The organism is Acinetobacter sp. 789_lipA (assembly GCF_058242845.1).
On record NZ_JBZAYS010000001.1, the window covers coordinates 2,490,738 to 2,507,402 of the forward strand.

General features: G+C 38.8%; 19 protein-coding genes. 11 read left to right on the plus strand and 8 right to left on the minus strand.

Going from position 1 to position 16,665, the window contains the following annotated elements:
- Positions 1-50: 50 nt before the first annotated feature.
- Positions 51-698: a hypothetical protein gene (locus AC4CUZ_RS12095; RefSeq protein ID WP_490747644.1), complete on the minus strand. Its 648-nt coding sequence runs from the start codon at positions 696-698 to the stop codon at positions 51-53.
- A gap of 193 nt (positions 699-891) precedes the next feature.
- Here AC4CUZ_RS12095 and AC4CUZ_RS12100 point away from each other — a divergent pair, with 193 nt between their 5' ends.
- The 3 genes from AC4CUZ_RS12100 to AC4CUZ_RS12110 all read left to right on the plus strand — a co-directional run bounded on the left by AC4CUZ_RS12100 (position 892) and on the right by AC4CUZ_RS12110 (position 3,797).
- The gene (locus AC4CUZ_RS12100) at positions 892-1,359 is read left to right on the plus strand and encodes a phasin family protein (protein WP_004984677.1); all 468 of its coding nucleotides are present in this window, start codon (positions 892-894) and stop codon (positions 1,357-1,359) included.
- A 168-nt stretch (positions 1,360-1,527) separates the two neighbouring features.
- Positions 1,528-1,800, plus strand: coding sequence for an HU family DNA-binding protein (locus AC4CUZ_RS12105; RefSeq protein ID WP_004697018.1), 273 nt, complete (start codon positions 1,528-1,530; stop codon positions 1,798-1,800).
- Between the two features lie 131 nt (positions 1,801-1,931).
- Positions 1,932-3,797 (plus strand): SurA N-terminal domain-containing protein, encoded by a 1,866-nt coding sequence (locus tag AC4CUZ_RS12110; protein WP_004697019.1) that lies wholly within the window; start codon positions 1,932-1,934, stop codon positions 3,795-3,797.
- Positions 3,798-3,879: 82 nt separating this feature from the next.
- Here the strand turns inward: AC4CUZ_RS12110 and AC4CUZ_RS12115 are convergent, their stop codons facing one another.
- Positions 3,880-4,749: a DUF2797 domain-containing protein gene (locus AC4CUZ_RS12115; RefSeq protein ID WP_004697022.1), complete on the minus strand. Its 870-nt coding sequence runs from the start codon at positions 4,747-4,749 to the stop codon at positions 3,880-3,882.
- A gap of 34 nt (positions 4,750-4,783) precedes the next feature.
- Between AC4CUZ_RS12115 and AC4CUZ_RS12120 the strand changes: the two genes are divergently transcribed.
- Both AC4CUZ_RS12120 and AC4CUZ_RS12125 read left to right on the plus strand, forming a co-directional pair.
- Complete coding sequence (locus tag AC4CUZ_RS12120; RefSeq protein ID WP_490747645.1) at positions 4,784-5,251, plus strand: DUF6231 family protein; 468 nt, start codon at positions 4,784-4,786, stop codon at positions 5,249-5,251.
- A gap of 107 nt (positions 5,252-5,358) precedes the next feature.
- Positions 5,359-5,979, plus strand: a complete 621-nt coding sequence (locus tag AC4CUZ_RS12125) for a YidB family protein (RefSeq protein ID WP_490747646.1) — start codon at positions 5,359-5,361, stop codon at positions 5,977-5,979.
- Positions 5,980-6,115: 136 nt separating this feature from the next.
- Here the strand turns inward: AC4CUZ_RS12125 and AC4CUZ_RS12130 are convergent, their stop codons facing one another.
- From AC4CUZ_RS12130 to AC4CUZ_RS12140, 3 genes are all read right to left on the minus strand, one after another.
- The gene (locus tag AC4CUZ_RS12130; RefSeq protein ID WP_490747647.1) at positions 6,116-7,195 is read right to left on the minus strand and encodes a porin; all 1,080 of its coding nucleotides are present in this window, start codon (positions 7,193-7,195) and stop codon (positions 6,116-6,118) included.
- Between the two features lie 271 nt (positions 7,196-7,466).
- Entirely contained in the window at positions 7,467-7,880 is a 414-nt protein-coding gene (locus tag AC4CUZ_RS12135) for an HIT family protein (protein WP_490747648.1), read from the minus strand.
- A 30-nt stretch (positions 7,881-7,910) separates the two neighbouring features.
- Positions 7,911-8,180, minus strand: a complete 270-nt coding sequence (locus tag AC4CUZ_RS12140) for a YARHG domain-containing protein (protein ID WP_078426548.1) — start codon at positions 8,178-8,180, stop codon at positions 7,911-7,913.
- Between the two features lie 661 nt (positions 8,181-8,841).
- Here AC4CUZ_RS12140 and AC4CUZ_RS12145 point away from each other — a divergent pair.
- Positions 8,842-9,561 carry an SDR family NAD(P)-dependent oxidoreductase gene (locus tag AC4CUZ_RS12145; RefSeq protein WP_490747649.1) on the plus strand — a complete coding sequence of 240 codons (720 nt, stop codon included), beginning with the start codon at positions 8,842-8,844 and terminating at the stop codon, positions 9,559-9,561.
- Positions 9,562-9,634: 73 nt separating this feature from the next.
- On the opposite strand, the gene AC4CUZ_RS12150 is transcribed toward AC4CUZ_RS12145, so the two are convergent.
- Positions 9,635-9,940: a putative quinol monooxygenase gene (locus tag AC4CUZ_RS12150; protein WP_004697038.1), complete on the minus strand. Its 306-nt coding sequence runs from the start codon at positions 9,938-9,940 to the stop codon at positions 9,635-9,637.
- Between the two features lie 165 nt (positions 9,941-10,105).
- Between AC4CUZ_RS12150 and AC4CUZ_RS12155 the strand changes: the two genes are divergently transcribed.
- Complete coding sequence (locus tag AC4CUZ_RS12155) at positions 10,106-10,858, plus strand: transglutaminase-like domain-containing protein (protein ID WP_419381392.1); 753 nt, start codon at positions 10,106-10,108, stop codon at positions 10,856-10,858.
- Between the two features lie 71 nt (positions 10,859-10,929).
- On the opposite strand, the gene AC4CUZ_RS12160 is transcribed toward AC4CUZ_RS12155, so the two are convergent.
- Together AC4CUZ_RS12160 and AC4CUZ_RS12165 are read right to left on the minus strand one after the other, a co-directional pair.
- The gene (locus AC4CUZ_RS12160; RefSeq protein WP_005401225.1) at positions 10,930-11,802 is read right to left on the minus strand and encodes an NAD(P)-dependent oxidoreductase; all 873 of its coding nucleotides are present in this window, start codon (positions 11,800-11,802) and stop codon (positions 10,930-10,932) included.
- Positions 11,803-11,817: 15 nt separating this feature from the next.
- Positions 11,818-12,909 carry an alpha/beta fold hydrolase gene (locus AC4CUZ_RS12165; protein ID WP_078426762.1) on the minus strand — a complete coding sequence of 364 codons (1,092 nt, stop codon included), beginning with the start codon at positions 12,907-12,909 and terminating at the stop codon, positions 11,818-11,820.
- A 142-nt stretch (positions 12,910-13,051) separates the two neighbouring features.
- Between AC4CUZ_RS12165 and AC4CUZ_RS12170 the strand changes: the two genes are divergently transcribed.
- From AC4CUZ_RS12170 to AC4CUZ_RS12185, 4 genes are all read left to right on the plus strand, one after another.
- Positions 13,052-14,239 (plus strand): O-succinylhomoserine sulfhydrylase, encoded by a 1,188-nt coding sequence (locus AC4CUZ_RS12170; RefSeq protein ID WP_234304983.1) that lies wholly within the window; start codon positions 13,052-13,054, stop codon positions 14,237-14,239.
- A 28-nt stretch (positions 14,240-14,267) separates the two neighbouring features.
- The gene (locus AC4CUZ_RS12175) at positions 14,268-14,597 is read left to right on the plus strand and encodes a YbaB/EbfC family nucleoid-associated protein (RefSeq protein ID WP_004697049.1); all 330 of its coding nucleotides are present in this window, start codon (positions 14,268-14,270) and stop codon (positions 14,595-14,597) included.
- A gap of 16 nt (positions 14,598-14,613) precedes the next feature.
- On the plus strand, positions 14,614-15,210 hold the full coding sequence (gene recR, locus AC4CUZ_RS12180) for a recombination mediator RecR (RefSeq protein ID WP_005401228.1): 597 nt from the start codon (positions 14,614-14,616) through the stop codon (positions 15,208-15,210).
- Positions 15,211-15,416: 206 nt separating this feature from the next.
- Positions 15,417-16,559 carry a ribonuclease D gene (locus tag AC4CUZ_RS12185; RefSeq protein WP_490747650.1) on the plus strand — a complete coding sequence of 381 codons (1,143 nt, stop codon included), beginning with the start codon at positions 15,417-15,419 and terminating at the stop codon, positions 16,557-16,559.
- Positions 16,560-16,665: the final 106 nt, after the last annotated feature.

A 16,665-nucleotide genomic window follows, 5' to 3' on the forward strand; every position in this document is an offset into this window, starting at 1 on the left:
TTTTTTTAATAGGGATTGTGCGTATTTAATTTGCTTGAAATATTATGTAGTTATGCAAGCCAAATATTATATACCAATAAGCCAATCAAAAGTATAGAAAACACAAAAAATGTGACATTTATACGTTTTTGACGTTGCTCGATACGGCGGATACGATTTTTGTATTGTTTCACTTCAACCTGTAGAGTGTTGATTTTAGAACGTTGTTCTTCAATTTTCTCTAAAAGAGGTGCAATACGTTTTTTGGATGCAACGACATTTTGTGGATCAGTTGGTTCAGTTAACCAGTTTTTCCAGTCGGCAAGAACTTTAGGTGCACTAAAATGTAAAATTAAATCTCGGAACTCATCTTTTAAGGTGATGTCACCATCAATACGCATGGTTTTAATACTGCGACGGTTTCCAAAGACGAAAATTTTAATTAAATCCATCAATGTGGTGCGTACATCTAGGTCGACCGGTTTTTCAGGTGCTTTGGCATCAAATAAAACACCTTGAGCGGTAAAGGTGATATAGAAGTCAAAATAAGGCAGATAGCTATTTATTTTAATCGCAATATTTTGCTCAACAAACTTTTTACAGTGAAGTGCAACCACACGGTCGTGTTTTAAAATAAGAGAAAAGATCGTCTCAAGAACAATCATCACCATAGTGAGTAGCATATGTGTTTGATTGTATTCTTTTTGAGAATCACTCATAAGTAGTAACCTAAATCCTGACCTGAAATGAGCATCCTGCTCGCAAAAACTTCAGACTTAAAAATAAAAATGTAATAAAGATGCTTTGTAGAACAGTTTTACAAATCGATCAAGTCTAATATTTGCTAGTATAGTGCAATCTATAAGATTTTTTGGATGTTTTTGCACATAAATCATGCAGGAGATGGTGTTAATGGAAAAAGCAGATATAGAGTTAGATGATATTTCGCAAGAAGATGAAACACTAAAAAAAACAAAAACTAAGCATCATTTTCATCGTAAAAATAGTTTGGATTTTAGAAAGTATACCAAGCAAATCTGGTTAGCCGGTTTGGGTGCTTTTTCACGTGCAGAGGAAGAGGGGAATAAATTATTTGACTCGTTGGTCCAAGTCGGCGAAGAGTTAGAATCTAAAACCACTGAGATTGCTGACCAAACGGTTGAAAAGGTATCTGAAAAAGCGCGTGAATCGGTGACGGATACTAAAGACAAGGTTGAGAAGATTGTGGATCGTGGAGTAAATCACTCCTTAAACCGGATTGGATTGGTCACGGTGAAAGACATTCAGTACTTAGAAAACCTGATTCTTCAACTGAATGATAAAATCGATGTTTTGATTGAAGAAAATAAGAAGTTAAACGAAAAAGTGAATAAAAAGTGATCTGGTTGTGCTTTTGTACCTTTTTCAACGTTTTTTTGTGATTTATTTTCCAAAAAAGCATATACAGAGTATTGCGTTTTCACCTAAAGCATTGCTATAAAGGCGTTACGGTAATTTATACTAAATTTTTGGACCTTAAATAAACGATATTAAGAGGACGCGATCCACATGAATAAATCAGAATTAATTGATGCAATTGCAGAGAAAGGGGGATTGTCTAAGACTGATGCTGGTAAGGCCTTAGACGCTACAATTGCTTCAATCACTGAAGCGCTTAAGTCTGGTGATACAGTTACACTTGTTGGTTTTGGTACTTTCAACGTGAAAGAACGTGCTGCACGTACTGGCCGTAACCCACAAACTGGTGCTACTTTAGAAATTAAAGCAAGCAAAGTACCAAGCTTTAAAGCTGGTAAAGGTTTAAAAGATTCTGTTGCTTAATCTTTTAAATAAATACTAAACGCGCCTTTTCGGCGCGTTTTTTATTAAACATTAGAAAATGTGTCGATAACACATTCATTCATTGCTGCTTTTCAGTTAAAATCTCGGGCAAATAAAATATTGGAATACTTATGGAATCTTTTCGTAAAGTTATTAAGGGTTGGTTGGGCAAAGCTTTGCTCATTTTGTTTTTGACCCCTTTAGCACTTGTAGGTATTGAAGGATATTTTAGTAGCGGATCAAAAGACGCTGTAAAATCAGTCAATGGCCAAGATATTTCTGAAAAGGAATTAGAGACCTTAACCGCTTCCTTTAAAGAACAATTCTTAACTTATGCCAATGGGGATGAAACTTTACTCAACCAAAGCTTTATTAAAGATAAGGCGATGGACCAACTGATCGCAAACACTTTGTTATTGCAACAGGCTGAAAAGCTGGGCATTTCACTCAGTGATACTCAAATTGAACAGATGATTGCTCAACAGCCAAGTTTTCAAGAAAATGGAAAATTTTCAGAAACGCGTTATTCAAGCTATTTGCAGTCTGTGGGTATGAGTAGTGATGCGCTCGTTGCAAACTTACGTCAAGACCATGCATTAAAAATGATGCGTTCGACTTTTGTTGATTATGCATTGGTGAGTAAACTAGATATTCAACAAATTGCTAACTTACAAACAGAACAGCGTACTGTGCAGTTTGCCAATGTAAATCTTGATGAATATAAAAAGAACGTCAAGGTTTCAGCACAAGAGATTGAAAACTATTACAAGCAACACCCAGCTATGTTTAAACAAGTGGCAAGTGTAGATGTTGACTATGTGCTGTTAACACCAGCCAATGTACCTGCTGCTGCTTCACCTGTAACAGATGCGGAGTTGCAGCAAGCCTATACACAGTTTGTTGAAGCACAAAAAGATAATGTTGCGCCTTTGGTTAAACATATTCTGATTACGACGGATGCACGTACAGATGCTGAAGCGAAAAAACGTGCAGAAGAGGTTGTGGCAAAAATTAAAGCAGGAACAAGCTTTGCAGCAGCTGCGGCTCAATACTCTGAAGATACTGCATCTAAAGCGAATGGTGGTGCTTTAGCAGTTTATAACAAAGGCACTTTTGGTGATGCTTTTGACCAAGCTGTAGCATCACTTAAATCAGGTCAAGTATCAGCGCCTGTAAAAACTGAATTTGGTTACCATGTCATTGAAACTGATGCGCCAGCTGTGAAGTTGCCATCTTTTGAAAATGAAAAAGCACGTTTGACGGCGGAAGTTCAAAAGAATAAAACAGCCAATGCATTCTCTGATACTGTAAACAGTTTAAATGAACTGGTTGTAGACTCAGATGCTTTAGATGTGGTGTCTCAAGAAGTTAAAGGTGTACAAGTTCAAACTGTAAAAGGCATGACCTTATCTACACAGCATCCTGTATTAAGTAATGCTGCGGTAAAAGTGAAACTGTTTAACGATGACGTTAAAAACGGTGATCGTAACGCGACCAGCAGCATTCAACTTCCGAATGGGGATGTGGTTTGGGCAAAAGTACGTGATTATCATGCGGCAGGTGTCCAAACGCTTCAAGAAGCAACACCACGTGTGAAAGCAAAATTGGTTGAACAAAAAGCTTATGATGCTGCTAAAGCCAAAATTGCTCAAAGTTTAAAAGACTTTAAAACTCAACCAGCAGTATCTGTTGTTGCCAAGAGCGGTTTGACCTTTACTCCACCGCAAGTGTTTATTCGTTCACAAGGCTTACCACGTGCAGTTGAGCGTGCGGCGTTTAGCCAAGCGGCACCAAAAGCAGGACAGTGGTCTGTAACAACAGCATTATTGCCAACAGAAATGGTGGTGGTAGCGGTATCAAACGTAAACAAGACGACGTCTAGTGCGTTGACGGATGAGCAATTGGCTGAGCTTTCGAAGTTATATCAACAACTTCGTGGTCAGCAAGAAGCTGAAGATTATGTGCAATACTTAAAAGCACATGCAAAAATTAAATAATCGTATGACATAAAAAAACCTGCATTCGTGCAGGTTTTTTTATGTGTGTAGATAAACAAATTTTATTTAAGGATAAACAAGCTTAGGCACGAATTTTGAGCTCATAACCTGAATATTTACGAATATTAATCACGCCTGTATCTAAAATCAGGTACTGACCTTTGATCCCTTGTAACTTGCCGCGAATAACTGGGGTTTTATCCAGATTGTGGGATTTGATTTTCTCAGGGTATTGCTCAACTGGATAAACAAACTCGCGCGGCAGTTCGGTTTCCAAAAGCTCAACAGTTTCATTGAACTCAAGGTTTTGACTAAATTCCTCACGAATGGCTTGGATTTTAGATGCAAATTCTTCGATGAGTTGTTCGCGAACTTCAATCAAGTCGAGTGGTTCAGCTTCGCCCTTGAGCAGTTTACGCCAATCGGTTTTGTCTGCCACTTGTGTTCCAAACATAATTTCGAGTTGGCCTGAAAGACGACGCGAACCGACTTTCATAATTGGAAGGGCTTGGGTTGCACCTTGATCAAGCCAACGAGTTGGCATTTGGCTAATCCGTGTAATCCCAACTTTTAAGGCACTTGAGTTAGCTAAATAAACAATATGAGGCTGAAAGCAAACTTCATGCGCGAAGCTGTCTTCTCGGCAGGTGCCTAAGTGGTAGTGACAGGTTTCAGGTTTCATAATACACATGTCACAAGAGGCTTTGGTCTTAAAGCACTTGAAGCAATGGCCTTGTGAAAACGATTTAGAGGTTTTCGTACCACATGAAACACAGAAGATTTTACCAGTCCATTCAATCTCGATTTCTTGACCCAAGTTAAATGGAAGGTCAACTTCTGAACGATCTAGGATAAATTTATATTCAACATTTGCCTTGTGTGTATGTTGATCAGTTACACTAAGGTCCTTAAGACCTGCATGCATTTTATGGCAAATGCCTTGAAGTTCCATACAGAATTACTCACTCAATATTAAGGATGCGGTTATGGCTGAACTGAACGTCATTACTTCTATGCTAGACGATTTATCTCAAGAACAGCCTATTTCAACTGCATTGTGCATTGGGCAGGATCTCAGCCCAAATTATCATCAATCTATTCAATGGCAATATTTTAGCGTATCTGACTTTTTAAGTCTGCCTTTTACCCAGCGCTATGATTTAGGTTTTGTGCTTTTTGACACAGCAGAAATGCAAAATATAAGCTCACAACAAAAATCACAACTATTGGTGCGTTTAAGAGATTTGATGGCAAAGCGTATTGTGGTGGTGAGTCAATTGCAGGATGAACAACTACTTCGTGCTTTAGGTTTTACTCAACTGATCGATAAAACGACGCATGGTAAAGACTTTGCTTTATGGCAATTTAATATTTTGACCTATAAGCATGTGCCTGACTGGTTCAATTCAAAATTTTGGGCGAATCCTGAAAACTGGAATAAATTCCGTTGGTGATTCGACTGCGACTCTATTTTTTCATTCATAGCAAAAATTAACAATTTATCTCTATAGGGTTTTTTTAAACACCGTATGCTGTTTAAAAACCTAGAAAGGATAGAGTGATGACGAACCTGAATAATATTATAGAAATTTTGGCAAAGCAGGCCATGGGTGGTCAGCAACAGTCAAATCAGCAAAGTGGTTTGGGTGGGATTTTGGGTTCGGTGCTTGGGCAACTCGGAGCGGGTAGTACGGGCCAAACACAACAGGGTGGTCTGGGTGATATTTTAGGCTCGGTGTTGGGTGGTTTGACTGGTGGGCAGTCGCAGCAGGCGCCAAACTCGCAGAACTCAGGATTCGCAGGCGGTGGAAAAAGTTTATTGATTGCGGTATTGCCTTTGATTTTGGCATGGATTCAACAGCAAGGTGGTTTGCAGGCAGCTTTAGATAAACTCAAAGGGCAAGGTTTAAGCAGTCAGGTTGAGGACTGGGTTTCTACAGGACCAGGAGAAAACGCCAGTGTAAATCCAGAGCAAGTGCAAAACTTGTTTGATGATGCCGCGGTGGAGCAAGTTGCAGAGCAAACTCAAGCGCCGAAGCAAGATATTTATAGTGCGATTTCTACAGTCTTACCACAAATTATTGACTCATTGACACCGCAGGGTGAGCAAACCAGTAAACAAGAAGCCAATGCTGATATTCAACAGGTGATGAATTTAGTATCTGGCTTTTTAAAGCGTTAATGTTAAAAAATCATCTTTGTAAAACTTACCTAGATAAACAAAGCCAGCAAATTTGCTGGCTTTTATTTGCCTATAAGTTGTTGCAATAAAAAACACGCCGAAGCGTGTTTTTTTGTTTTTTAAGTTCGGTTAAGACTTAGAAGTCGTAACGGAAACCTAAAGAAAGTGCTGTAGAGTTTTCGTCTTTAGCACCTTTTACAGAGTTACCAAAGCTACGACCTTCTTTCCAAGGAGTAAGGTCTGCATTTTTATCATTTAACATGGTTGCAAGGTTTGCATATACACGTACTGCCTTGTCTAAACGATGTTCAACACCAACCGCTAAAAGGGTAGAGTTTGCATCATCGGTGTCAACGTCACGGTGGAATACCTGACCGCGTACATAAGTTTTCGGTGCCACTTTATAGTCTGCTGCTACGCCAAATACTTGTGCATCAGCATATTTTGCTGCAGTACCTTCTAAATCATGTGTAAGGTATTGGTATAAGCCACCGAAGTTTAATTCAGGTGTAATTTTATATGCTGCCGCAACACGGAAACCATCACGTTCGCCTGCGCCAATTGCAGAGTTTTCTTCGTAACGTTCATAAGCAGCAGCAAAGCCAACCGGACCTTCGTTATAAGTTAAAGCTAGATCGTAAGCTTTATTATCGTCCTGACCTTCACCAGTAGTTGCATCTTTTGGAATTGAAGTTTTTGGATGTAATGATAAAGCTGCAAGTACGTTAAAGCCACCACCGAATTTAGGAGATTTATATTCAACGGTATTTTCGTTTCGTTCATCAAACTTCATATCAGCACGGGTGACGTTACGAATGTCACCAACCATGTCACCAAAAAAGTTCACTGGACCACGAGCCACTTTAAATGGGCTGTCAAAGCGACCTGCACGTACTTGACCAAAGTCACCTTTTAAACCTACAAAGGTATCACGAGTAGAAAAATCAACGCTTTTGTCATCTTGGTCGCCGCTAGCAAAGTTAATTTCTTGCTCGATTTGACCAAAAACAGTCATGCCGTTTTCTAATTTTTGTTCAGCTTTGAAGCCTAAACGTGATTTGTTTGAAGAAAGACCAACTTCGTTATAGTCAGCGCCATCATCCAGATAGTCTAAAGAAACATGCGCACGGCCATAAATTTTTACGTCAGCAGCCATCGCTAAAGCTGGTGTAAGTAAAGTTGCCCCAACTGCTAATGCGCAAAGTGTTTTTTTCATGTGTAGCTCCAAGAAAGACTTTTTGTTGATTCGTCTATAAAAGGTTATTCAGTCGTCTTTTTATTCATCAGACTTCTGTCTCTTGGCGCTCATTATTGATTACAAATAAGTCATTAATATTAAGGTAATATTACAAAAATATTAAACAACTCAATGTCAAATGTATTTCCGCGATAAATTGTTAAGGTTGATTTTGAGTGCTTAGGTTATTGATCTTATTTATTTTTAGACCTAAAAAAGGAGCCGAAGCTCCTTGATTGAATGGATGGAATTACAAAGCAGCACGAATTTTTTCTGCTTGTGCTTTGATTTTTTCTTGATCACCCATTTGTAATGCATGCTTACCTAACTCATGTACCGAACTCGGAATGAGGTGGAAATGAACATGGGGAACGGTTTGCCCAGCAGCCGCTCCAGACAGTTGCATGAGGACAATGCCTTGGGCATCCAAACCGACTTCAATTGCTTTTGCTACTTTTTGTACCACTTGAATGGTGTAGGCAGCAGCATCGGCAGGGAGGTCGAGTAAAGTCACCGCAGGTGTTTTGGGTATGACTAAAGTATGACCGTCTGCTTGAGGCATAATATCCATGAATGCAAGAACTTGGTCATCTTCATATACTTTAATGGCTGGAAGTTCACCACGTAAAATTCGTGCAAAAATGTTTTGCTCATCGTAAACCATGTCTATTCCTTAAGTTTCGCTTAAACTGATTTACTTACAGTTTAATTCTTTTTGACGTTCTTTAATGGCGTCAAGACGTTGTTGCTCTTTTTCAGAGAATTTCGGTTTAGTGGTGTAGCAGTTATCATTGCCAAATTTTGCTTTCGCTTCAGGGTCCTTAAAACAGAAACCTTTAGATGCATAAATGACATCATGATCATCTTTTAATTTTTGACACTCTTGCTCAGGTGATGCCGCAAAACTTTGCGCCCCGATGAATGTTGCAAGACTGGCAAAAACCGCTACAGTCAACTTTTTCATGAGAATTTCCTCAGTTTGTAACATTGTATGTAGTCACGCTATTACTTTATAGGGGTTTGTTCTGTTTATTCAATGGTGAGTTCTTACTCAATTGTAATTTTACTTCATAATTGCTGCATATAATACATAAAGTTTATATATATCAATAGCTTTTAAAATACCAGATAGAAATAGATATTTCAGTTTTTTATGTAATTTAGCCTATTTTTATAACTTTTTTAGGCTCTAACGCTTTTAAATTTCATTTAGGGGGGCGCAGTACTTGGGTATGTCAGCATTTTTAACCTTTAATGTTCGCCTCATCTCAAATGCTATTTCAGGCATTTTTATACGATTAGCAATGAATTTTTTAAGTTATTCATTTTTTTCTGAATTAAGCGCTTATGCATCATTATCGTTTAATGATATTTTTCTGTCTTAAATGGACTCTTTTGCATGCTTATTTTAGACAGTCTAAAAGCTTTATTTATTGCTATTTTATTATTGAATCCCTTGTGCTGGGGATTTACTTGAAATAAGTGGGTAGAAAATAAATTATTGTCTGTGACTTAGGTAATCATAATCTTTAACGGCTAAATATAAAATGATGAATAAAGCTTGATTTAAACTTAACTTAAGTTTAAATCATTATGCAGTTCGTTATGAAAGGATGAATTAAAATATGAATGGTTTAGGTCGAACATTTCTAATTTATGGCGCAAGTAGAGGCTTAGGCAAAGCGATTGTAAACTTAGTGCTTGAAGCTCAGGATAAAATTTATGGTGTCTCTCGTTCTATTCCTAAAAATAATGCTCAATTGAATTGGATTTGTGCAGATTTATCTACTCCTGAAGATGCGGTGGATAAAGTAAAAAAAGCAGTCAAAGAAGAGAAAATAGATGTTCTTATTTATAATGTTGGAATCTGGGAAAATAATGCTTTTACAGAGAATTATAACTTTGAAGAGGTTTCATCTGCCGAGTTAAATACCATTCTAAATACAAACATTAATACCTGTATTCAGTCTCTTCAGTCCTTGATAGAAAATTTAAAGTTATCGGATAACGCTAAAGTCATATTGATTGGTTCTACATGGGGTGTAGATAATCATAATGGCAAAGAGTTGGTCTTTTCTGCAACGAAATATGCTTTGCGTGGAATTGCTCAATCATTGCGGGAGATTTTGCGTAATGACCTGATTGGGGTAAGTGTTTTAAACCTAGGGTATTTGGCAACAGAATATGAAGCAGATGTTCCAACCGCAACTGTATTGGCAGAGACCAATCATGCTTTAATTCCTTTGTCCGATGTTATTTTAGCCACAATATTTATCATCTCCACCAGTAATGCATCTTGTGTTAAAGAAATCCTTATGCCTGCAATGAAAGATGAAAATATTTAAATCAAGATGTTTGGTTGCAATTATACAGGGACGTATTTATCGGATAGTTTTATTTTTCGATACCATATTCGATCTAGGTGAAGCTACTTTGGTGTAAAAACTCATCCATTAATATATAGGTTCCTGCAGCACTTTGGTATTGGTCAATTAACGGTACTAGTCTTTTAAAATGCTCCGTTTCACAATGCGCATCTAGTGCAGCGCGATCAGGCCATTCTTCAATAAATATAAAATGCCCAGCATCTTTCTGATCAATAAATAGGTCGTAGGATATACATCTCGGTTCAGCTTTTGTTTTTTCTACAAGTTCACGATATAAAGGCATGACTCTATTAAGATGTTCTAGTTTAATAAAATCCTGAGCAATGACTTTAAGCATAAATTTTTTATCCTAAATTTAATTAGTTTTTTTATACACAAGTATATGTGCCGAATTAATTGAGTATATAGAGCTCTGCTATAAAATTAATCAAGCTCAAAACAATCTTTAATCTTAATTCATTATAAAAGTGGGCAGTAAAAACATTGACCTTGGACTAACTCCATGTTTTTAAATCAAAATGACTATATTGGAGAGCTGAGTATGCAAAGGCTGTTAGAACAGACGCCGATTTTAGATTACTACCATCCATCGATTCAAAACTTGATTGAACAACGCAAATGGAGAGATCTTGATGAAGTTAATAAGGTGAGGAATATTTATAACTTTGTTCGTGATGAAGTTCAATTTGGCTATAACACGGGAGATACGATACAGGCATCTCAAGTCTTAAGCGACGGTTATGGTCAGTGTAATACCAAAGCAACGTTATTGATGGCGTTACTCCGAGCAGTGGGTGTAGCCACGCGGATACATGGGTTTACCATCGATAAAGCCCTACAAAAAGGCGCAATCAAAGGCATTTGGTATAAGTTATCGCCCAAGAATATTTTACATAGTTGGGTCGAAGTTCATGTGAATGGACAATGGTATATTCAGGAGGGTGTAATTCTTGATCGACTCTATCTAGAAAAATTACAAAGTATAAATAAGCATCAAACAACAACCTTTTGTGGTTTTGGGGTATTTACCGAGAACTTTGAAAATCCACCTATTGATTGGAATTTGAATGATACTTTTATCCAAGACAAGGGGATTAACCAAGATTTCGGTTTATTTGATAGCCCAGATGATTTTTATAATCTACATCAACAAGAGCTCAGTCCGATACAGCGTATAATTTTTAAATATGTAGTTAGACATTTAATGAATCAAAACGTCAATAAAATTAGAAATATACAAAAAGCCTCTTTATGAGGCTTTTTGTTCGGCCATCGGAATAGCTTTACTTATGATTAAAGTTAAAGTATGACTGACTATGATAAGCATTACTCTAAAGTAATTTTGCTCCATGACTCATATAGTTTAACTGCGGAAGAAAAATCGCTGTCTGCTTCAGATAAATCACTGGCACTTTGAATTAAACTTTGAGCCAGTCCAATCACAGGTGCGGATAGTTTTGCTTCGCGGACTAAATCAACGGCAATGCCCGTATCTTTTGCTAATAGGGGGAGTGCAAAAGTAAGCGGGAAGCTGCGGTTGAGAATGCGCTGGGGCAAAACAGTTTCAGTGACGCCACTTTTACCACTCGATGCATTAATGCAATCCAATGCTTCGTTTAAGTTTACGCCATGAGCCTTGAGTGTGGTAAACCCTTCGGCAACAGCACAGAGGTTCACAGCCAAAAGCATATTGTTTACGGCTTTAACTGCAAAACCAGCACCCGATTCGCCCACGTGTTTAATCAGTTTACCAAACGCTTGAATCGCTGGTAGTGCGCGTTCAAAAGCTGCGGCATCACCACCGATCATAACCGTAAGGGTTGCATTATCAGCGCCAATGGTTTGACCACTCACAGGTGCATCTAAAAAGTCCACACCTTGCTGTTTAAGCAGTTCAGCTACTTTTTTTGCAGAAGAAGGTACACCGCTGGTGCAATCGACCCAAATACTGCCTGCTTTAAGCTCAACTTGTGCAAGTAAGTCTTCAATATCTTGACTGGTTGGAAGGCAAGAGAAGACTACATCGGCCTGAACGGCTTGCGCAAGTTCGACCGCCTGCGTGCCATAGGCTTCCGCATGTTGTTTTGCTTTATCAAAATTGCGATTCCATACCCACACGTGTTCAAAGTGTTTAGGTAAGTGTGATGCCATGCGATAACCCATGGCGCCTAGACCGATAAATGCAACTGACTGAATCATCTCAAACCTTAGTATTTAAATTTTACTTGAACGTTCACTTAACCACTGAGCCAGTTGTGGCCAAAATTCATCGGCACTACGCTTACTCGACATCAGTCCTAAATGTCCCCCTGGGATAAGAGTAAACGTGACATCGGTGCTACTTGTCAATTGGGTTAATGGTTGAGCTGCCTCTGCTGTAACAAGTTGGTCTGTTGTCCCCGCAGCTACAAGCAATGAGCACTGTATATTTTTTAAAGCAATGCTTTTCTCATTTAATGTGATTAGTCCAGTTTTGAGTGGATTACGCAGCCAAACATTAAAAAGCATGTCTTGGTTAATGCCGCCGGGATAATCAATCATACGATTGAGAAAACCGCCAATGGTGGCATGTTCATACAAAGCTTCATGATCATCTAAATTAAGCAGTAGGTTTTTATGACTTTGAAACCAACCGATAGGATCAATGATTTTAAAACCAAAAGTATTTAATCTCCCAGTGGTATGAAGCAGGCGCTTTGGTATTTTGCCCTGATAAATTTGCTGTTGTATTGCTTTGCTTTTTGAAATGATTCGATTGAGATATGCAAAGAACTGTCCATTTCGCCCAGATTTATAACTGTCAATTGGGCTCCCTAAAACCATTAAATTTTTCACAAAATTGGGTTGATGTAGGGCGGTATACAAGGTCACGAAAATGCCAGCCATACTCCAACCATGCAGAGAAATTTGCTCGCTATCACTATGTTTTAAAATGCTTTGTATACAGAGTGGAATATAATGATCAATAAACGTCAGAAAGTTAAAATGACGGTTATGAATATTTAATTTCCCCCAATCAATCACATATACGGCAAAGCCTTGTTGTTGGAAGTACTTCACCAGTGAGCGATAAGGGTAAAGGTCGTAAATAGACATATTGATGGCTAGCGGGACCACAAAAACCAAGGGTTCTTTATACTTACGCACTTCAGGTGCGTAATAGCGAATTTGGGTCAGATCAAATGTTTCAATCACTTCATAAGGTGTGCTTTGTGACAAAATGAGTGACTTTCCATTAAAAATGCGCGTAGAAAGATTCTTTAATTTATTTTGATGCGTTGAAATTTTAGTTTTTAAAGCGTGCATATAGGTCTTAGATCTCAAATAAGCAGAAAGTTTGATCGAAGTCTAATCAATATTCGCGTATTTTACCTTGACCTTAAATAGCCTAGACGCTCAAAATGTTGGCAATTCTTTACAAAGGCAGTCTGTCGACTGAACCAGAGCCATGAGCCTACAAGACGAATTTGAATACCAATTAGATACCTTAGCCATTCGTACTGGGCATACGCGTAGTTTCGAGGGAGAACATGGCGAACCTATCTTTCTAACTTCATCATTTGTCTATGAAAATGCAGCAGAGGCCGCAGCAAAATTTTCAGGTCAAGAGCCAGGGAACATCTACTCGCGTTTTACCAACCCAACTGTTGCAATGTTTGAAAAACGCCTTGCAGCTTTAGAAGGTGCAGAGCGGGCAGTGGCAACCAGTTCAGGTATGGCCGCAATTATGGCCGTGGCAATGTCATTTTTAAAACTGGGCGATCATGTGATTTGTTCACGTGCGGTATTTGGTTCGACCGTATCTTTGTTTGAAAAATATGTGGCTAAGTTTGGTGTAACTGTCGACTTTGTCGATTTAACAGATTTAGATGCATGGAAAAATGCCGTTAAGCCTGAAACTAAATTGCTCTTTGTTGAGTCTCCGTCGAATCCTTTGGCTGAAGTGGCAGACATTCAAGCACTTGCTGATATCGCACATGCCAATGGCGCACTTTTAGCGATTGATAATAGTTTCTGCACACCAGTATTACAGCGTCCAATTGAGTTTGGTGCGGACTTGGTGATTTATTCAGCGACGAAGTATTTGGATGGTCAAGGTCGTGCTCTTGGTGGTGCAGTAGTGGGTAGTCATAAACTACTCGAAGAAGTATTTGGTTATGTGCGTACTACAGGGCCTTCAATGAGTCCTTTCAATGCATGGGTATTTTTAAAAGGCTTAGAGACTTTACGTTTACGTATGCGTGAGCACTCAGCAAGTGCGCAAAAGCTGGCAGAATTCTTAAATACACACCCGAAAGTCGAAAAAGTGTATTACGCAGGTTTACCAGAGCATATTGGGCATGAACTTGCAGCGAAGCAACAAACAGGCTTTGGTGGGATCGTTTCTTTTGAAGTGAAAGGCGAGCGCGAAGGGGCATGGACTGTTATTGACAATACTCAGTTTATTTCAATTACAGGCAACTTGGGCGATGCCAAATCGACCATTACCCATCCTGCAACGACTACCCATGGCAAACTTTCACCAGAAGCGAAACAAGCCGCAGGAATTCGTGAAGGTTTAATTCGTGTTTCTGTTGGTTTAGAAGATATTGATGATATTATTCGCGATATCACACGTGGTTTAGACTTAATCTAATTTTTTAATTTTATGTTCGGAGATTTTAATGAACATTAATATGTTAATGCAACAAGCTCAACGCATGCAAAAAGACATGGAAAGCAACATTAAAAAAGCTAAAGAAGAGCTTGCGCAAACTGAAGTGCATGCTGAAGCTGGTGGTGGTTTGGTTAAAGTGACGATGACTTGCCGTAATGTGGTAAAACGTATCGAAATCAATCCTGAATTATTGCAAGATGATGCAGATATGATTGAAGACTTAATTGCTGCGGCAATGAATGATGCTGCACGTCAAGCCGAAGTAATCACTGAAGAGCGTATGAAAGCTGCGAACTCAGGTGCAGGCTTACCACCAGGTCTAGCTGGTTTATTCTAATTAAGGAATACGTATAGTGTTTAGCGATCGTTTTGATCAATTGGTACAAGCTTTACGTATTTTGCCAAGTGTTGGGCCAAAATCGGCTCAGCGCATGGCGCTTCATCTGATTATGAAAAATCGTGAAGGGGCTGTGGGTCTTGCACATGCTTTGAACGAAGCCACCAGCTATATTCACGAATGCAGTTTGTGTCACTCACTGACTGAAAACGAAGTTTGTGATATTTGCATCTCGCATGAACGTGACGATCAACTACTTTGTGTGGTTGAGTCTCCAGCAGATGTGATGGCGATTGAGCAAAGTGGCAGTTTCCGTGGTAAGTATCATGTATTGGGTGGGCATTTATCCCCACTTGATGGTGTTGGGCCTGAAGAGATCGGCATTCCTTATCTAATCCAGCGTTTAGGCGATGGTAAAGTAACAGAAGTGATTTTGGCGACCAATGCAACGGTAGAAGGTCAGGCCACAGCGCATTATTTGGTTGAGGCAACGAAACATTTACCGATCCAAATGACGCGTATTGCACAAGGCGTACCACAGGGTGGTGAACTTGAATATGTCGATAGCCATACCTTAAGCCAAGCTGTACATAATAGAATGCGAATGAAATAAGTATTTCGATACTTGTTTCATTTTTTAGTTGAGCTACAAGATTGAAATCTTGAGTAAGATAAAAAAAATATTAATTTGAATCTAGTTGTATAAAAAAATCACAAAAAACGGCAAATAATTAAAAAACCCTTAGAAATCTTGATAGCTAAATCATCTTATTCAGGTAAGATAGCCCAAAGAGCATCTAGCATTAGACGCAGTAGGATATGTTTCAGTTTATTCAGCAGCAACAAGACTTAACACCAGTCTTAGAAAAAATGGATCGTAACGAAGTCTATGGACTCGATACAGAATTCATCAAAGTCGATACCTTATGGCCAAAGTTAGGCGTATTTCAAATCAATGTCGAAAACAATGTCTATTTACTCGATGGTACGACACTCGATTTAACTGAATTTTGGAATAAACTTTTTCGTGCACAGCAAAATGTCTTTCATGCCTGTAGTGAAGATATCGACCTGATTTATCACTATGCACAGCATAAAACCTTAAACAATGTATTTGATACCCAAGTGGGCATGTCTTTCTTAGGACATGGTCTACAAGTGAGCTATCAAAATGCACTGAAACAAATGTTGGATGTCGATATCGACAAAGGGGAAACGCGTTCAAACTGGTTGGCACGTCCATTAAGCCCTGCACAATTGAGCTATGCGGCAAACGATGTGCTGTACTTAATGAATCTCTCTGAAAAAGTTAAACAAGAACTTGATTCAAAGTCACTCTTACATTTTGCACTTGAAGACTGTCAGCATCTGACGCAAGAGATCGCGACAGAAACGCCTTTGCATTTACTCTATCAAGATATTGGTAACTATCGACATTCACGTCGTCAGTTAATGCAGTTGCAGCAGTTGGCTGTATGGCGTGAACACATGGTGAAAGCGCTAAATACACCACGTAGTTTCATTTTGAAAAACTCAAGCATGATTGATTTGGTTGAGAAAAATCCGAAAAATGCGTTTCAGTTATCGGGTGTAAAAAACATACGTCAAAACGTCGTCCGCGAGCACGGCAAAACCATTTTAGATTTGGTGAAGTTCTTGCCTGAGCAAGCAGATTGGCCGCTACGCATGGCACGTCCCATCCGTCACTCTTCAAAAGATGTGGGGGAGAAGATTGATCACTTAATTCAAAATGTGGTCAATGAAACCAGCATTCCTAAAGAAGTGTTGATGCGCAAAAAGTGGATGAATGCCTTACATCAGCATGTCGTTTTTCATAATGATGAGCAAGACTTGCCTGATTATTTATTAGGTTGGCGCTATGATTTGTTAACCCAACCTTTAATTCAACTCCTACGCCGTGATGAAAGCTATCTTTCGACGCAAATGAAAGTCATGGATTAATAATTAGTCAATTGGTCTGAAGTTTGAATATTTATACAAAATCACGACTGATGCGTTAATCATGACTAATGTCAGCTGCTTTTATTTGATGTATCCTGTGGCTTGA

Bases quoted from the DNA above. Each gene is read 5' to 3' on its own strand.
- AC4CUZ_RS12095 (WP_490747644.1), bottom strand. From the start codon at position 698: ATGAGTGATTCTCAAAAAGAATACAATCAAACACATATGCTACTCACT.
- AC4CUZ_RS12100 (WP_004984677.1), top strand. From the start codon at position 892: ATGGAAAAAGCAGATATAGAGTTAGATGATATTTCGCAAGAAGATGAA.
- AC4CUZ_RS12105 (WP_004697018.1), top strand. From the start codon at position 1,528: ATGAATAAATCAGAATTAATTGATGCAATTGCAGAGAAAGGGGGATTG.
- AC4CUZ_RS12110 (WP_004697019.1), top strand. From the start codon at position 1,932: ATGGAATCTTTTCGTAAAGTTATTAAGGGTTGGTTGGGCAAAGCTTTG.
- AC4CUZ_RS12115 (WP_004697022.1), bottom strand. From the start codon at position 4,749: ATGGAACTTCAAGGCATTTGCCATAAAATGCATGCAGGTCTTAAGGAC.
- AC4CUZ_RS12120 (WP_490747645.1), top strand. From the start codon at position 4,784: ATGGCTGAACTGAACGTCATTACTTCTATGCTAGACGATTTATCTCAA.
- AC4CUZ_RS12125 (WP_490747646.1), top strand. From the start codon at position 5,359: ATGACGAACCTGAATAATATTATAGAAATTTTGGCAAAGCAGGCCATG.
- AC4CUZ_RS12130 (WP_490747647.1), bottom strand. From the start codon at position 7,195: ATGAAAAAAACACTTTGCGCATTAGCAGTTGGGGCAACTTTACTTACA.
- AC4CUZ_RS12135 (WP_490747648.1), bottom strand. From the start codon at position 7,880: ATGGTTTACGATGAGCAAAACATTTTTGCACGAATTTTACGTGGTGAA.
- AC4CUZ_RS12140 (WP_078426548.1), bottom strand. From the start codon at position 8,180: ATGAAAAAGTTGACTGTAGCGGTTTTTGCCAGTCTTGCAACATTCATC.
- AC4CUZ_RS12145 (WP_490747649.1), top strand. From the start codon at position 8,842: ATGAATGGTTTAGGTCGAACATTTCTAATTTATGGCGCAAGTAGAGGC.
- AC4CUZ_RS12150 (WP_004697038.1), bottom strand. From the start codon at position 9,940: ATGCTTAAAGTCATTGCTCAGGATTTTATTAAACTAGAACATCTTAAT.
- AC4CUZ_RS12155 (WP_419381392.1), top strand. From the start codon at position 10,106: ATGTTTTTAAATCAAAATGACTATATTGGAGAGCTGAGTATGCAAAGG.
- AC4CUZ_RS12160 (WP_005401225.1), bottom strand. From the start codon at position 11,802: ATGATTCAGTCAGTTGCATTTATCGGTCTAGGCGCCATGGGTTATCGC.
- AC4CUZ_RS12165 (WP_078426762.1), bottom strand. From the start codon at position 12,909: ATGCACGCTTTAAAAACTAAAATTTCAACGCATCAAAATAAATTAAAG.
- AC4CUZ_RS12170 (WP_234304983.1), top strand. From the start codon at position 13,052: ATGAGCCTACAAGACGAATTTGAATACCAATTAGATACCTTAGCCATT.
- AC4CUZ_RS12175 (WP_004697049.1), top strand. From the start codon at position 14,268: ATGAACATTAATATGTTAATGCAACAAGCTCAACGCATGCAAAAAGAC.
- AC4CUZ_RS12185 (WP_490747650.1), top strand. From the start codon at position 15,417: ATGTTTCAGTTTATTCAGCAGCAACAAGACTTAACACCAGTCTTAGAA.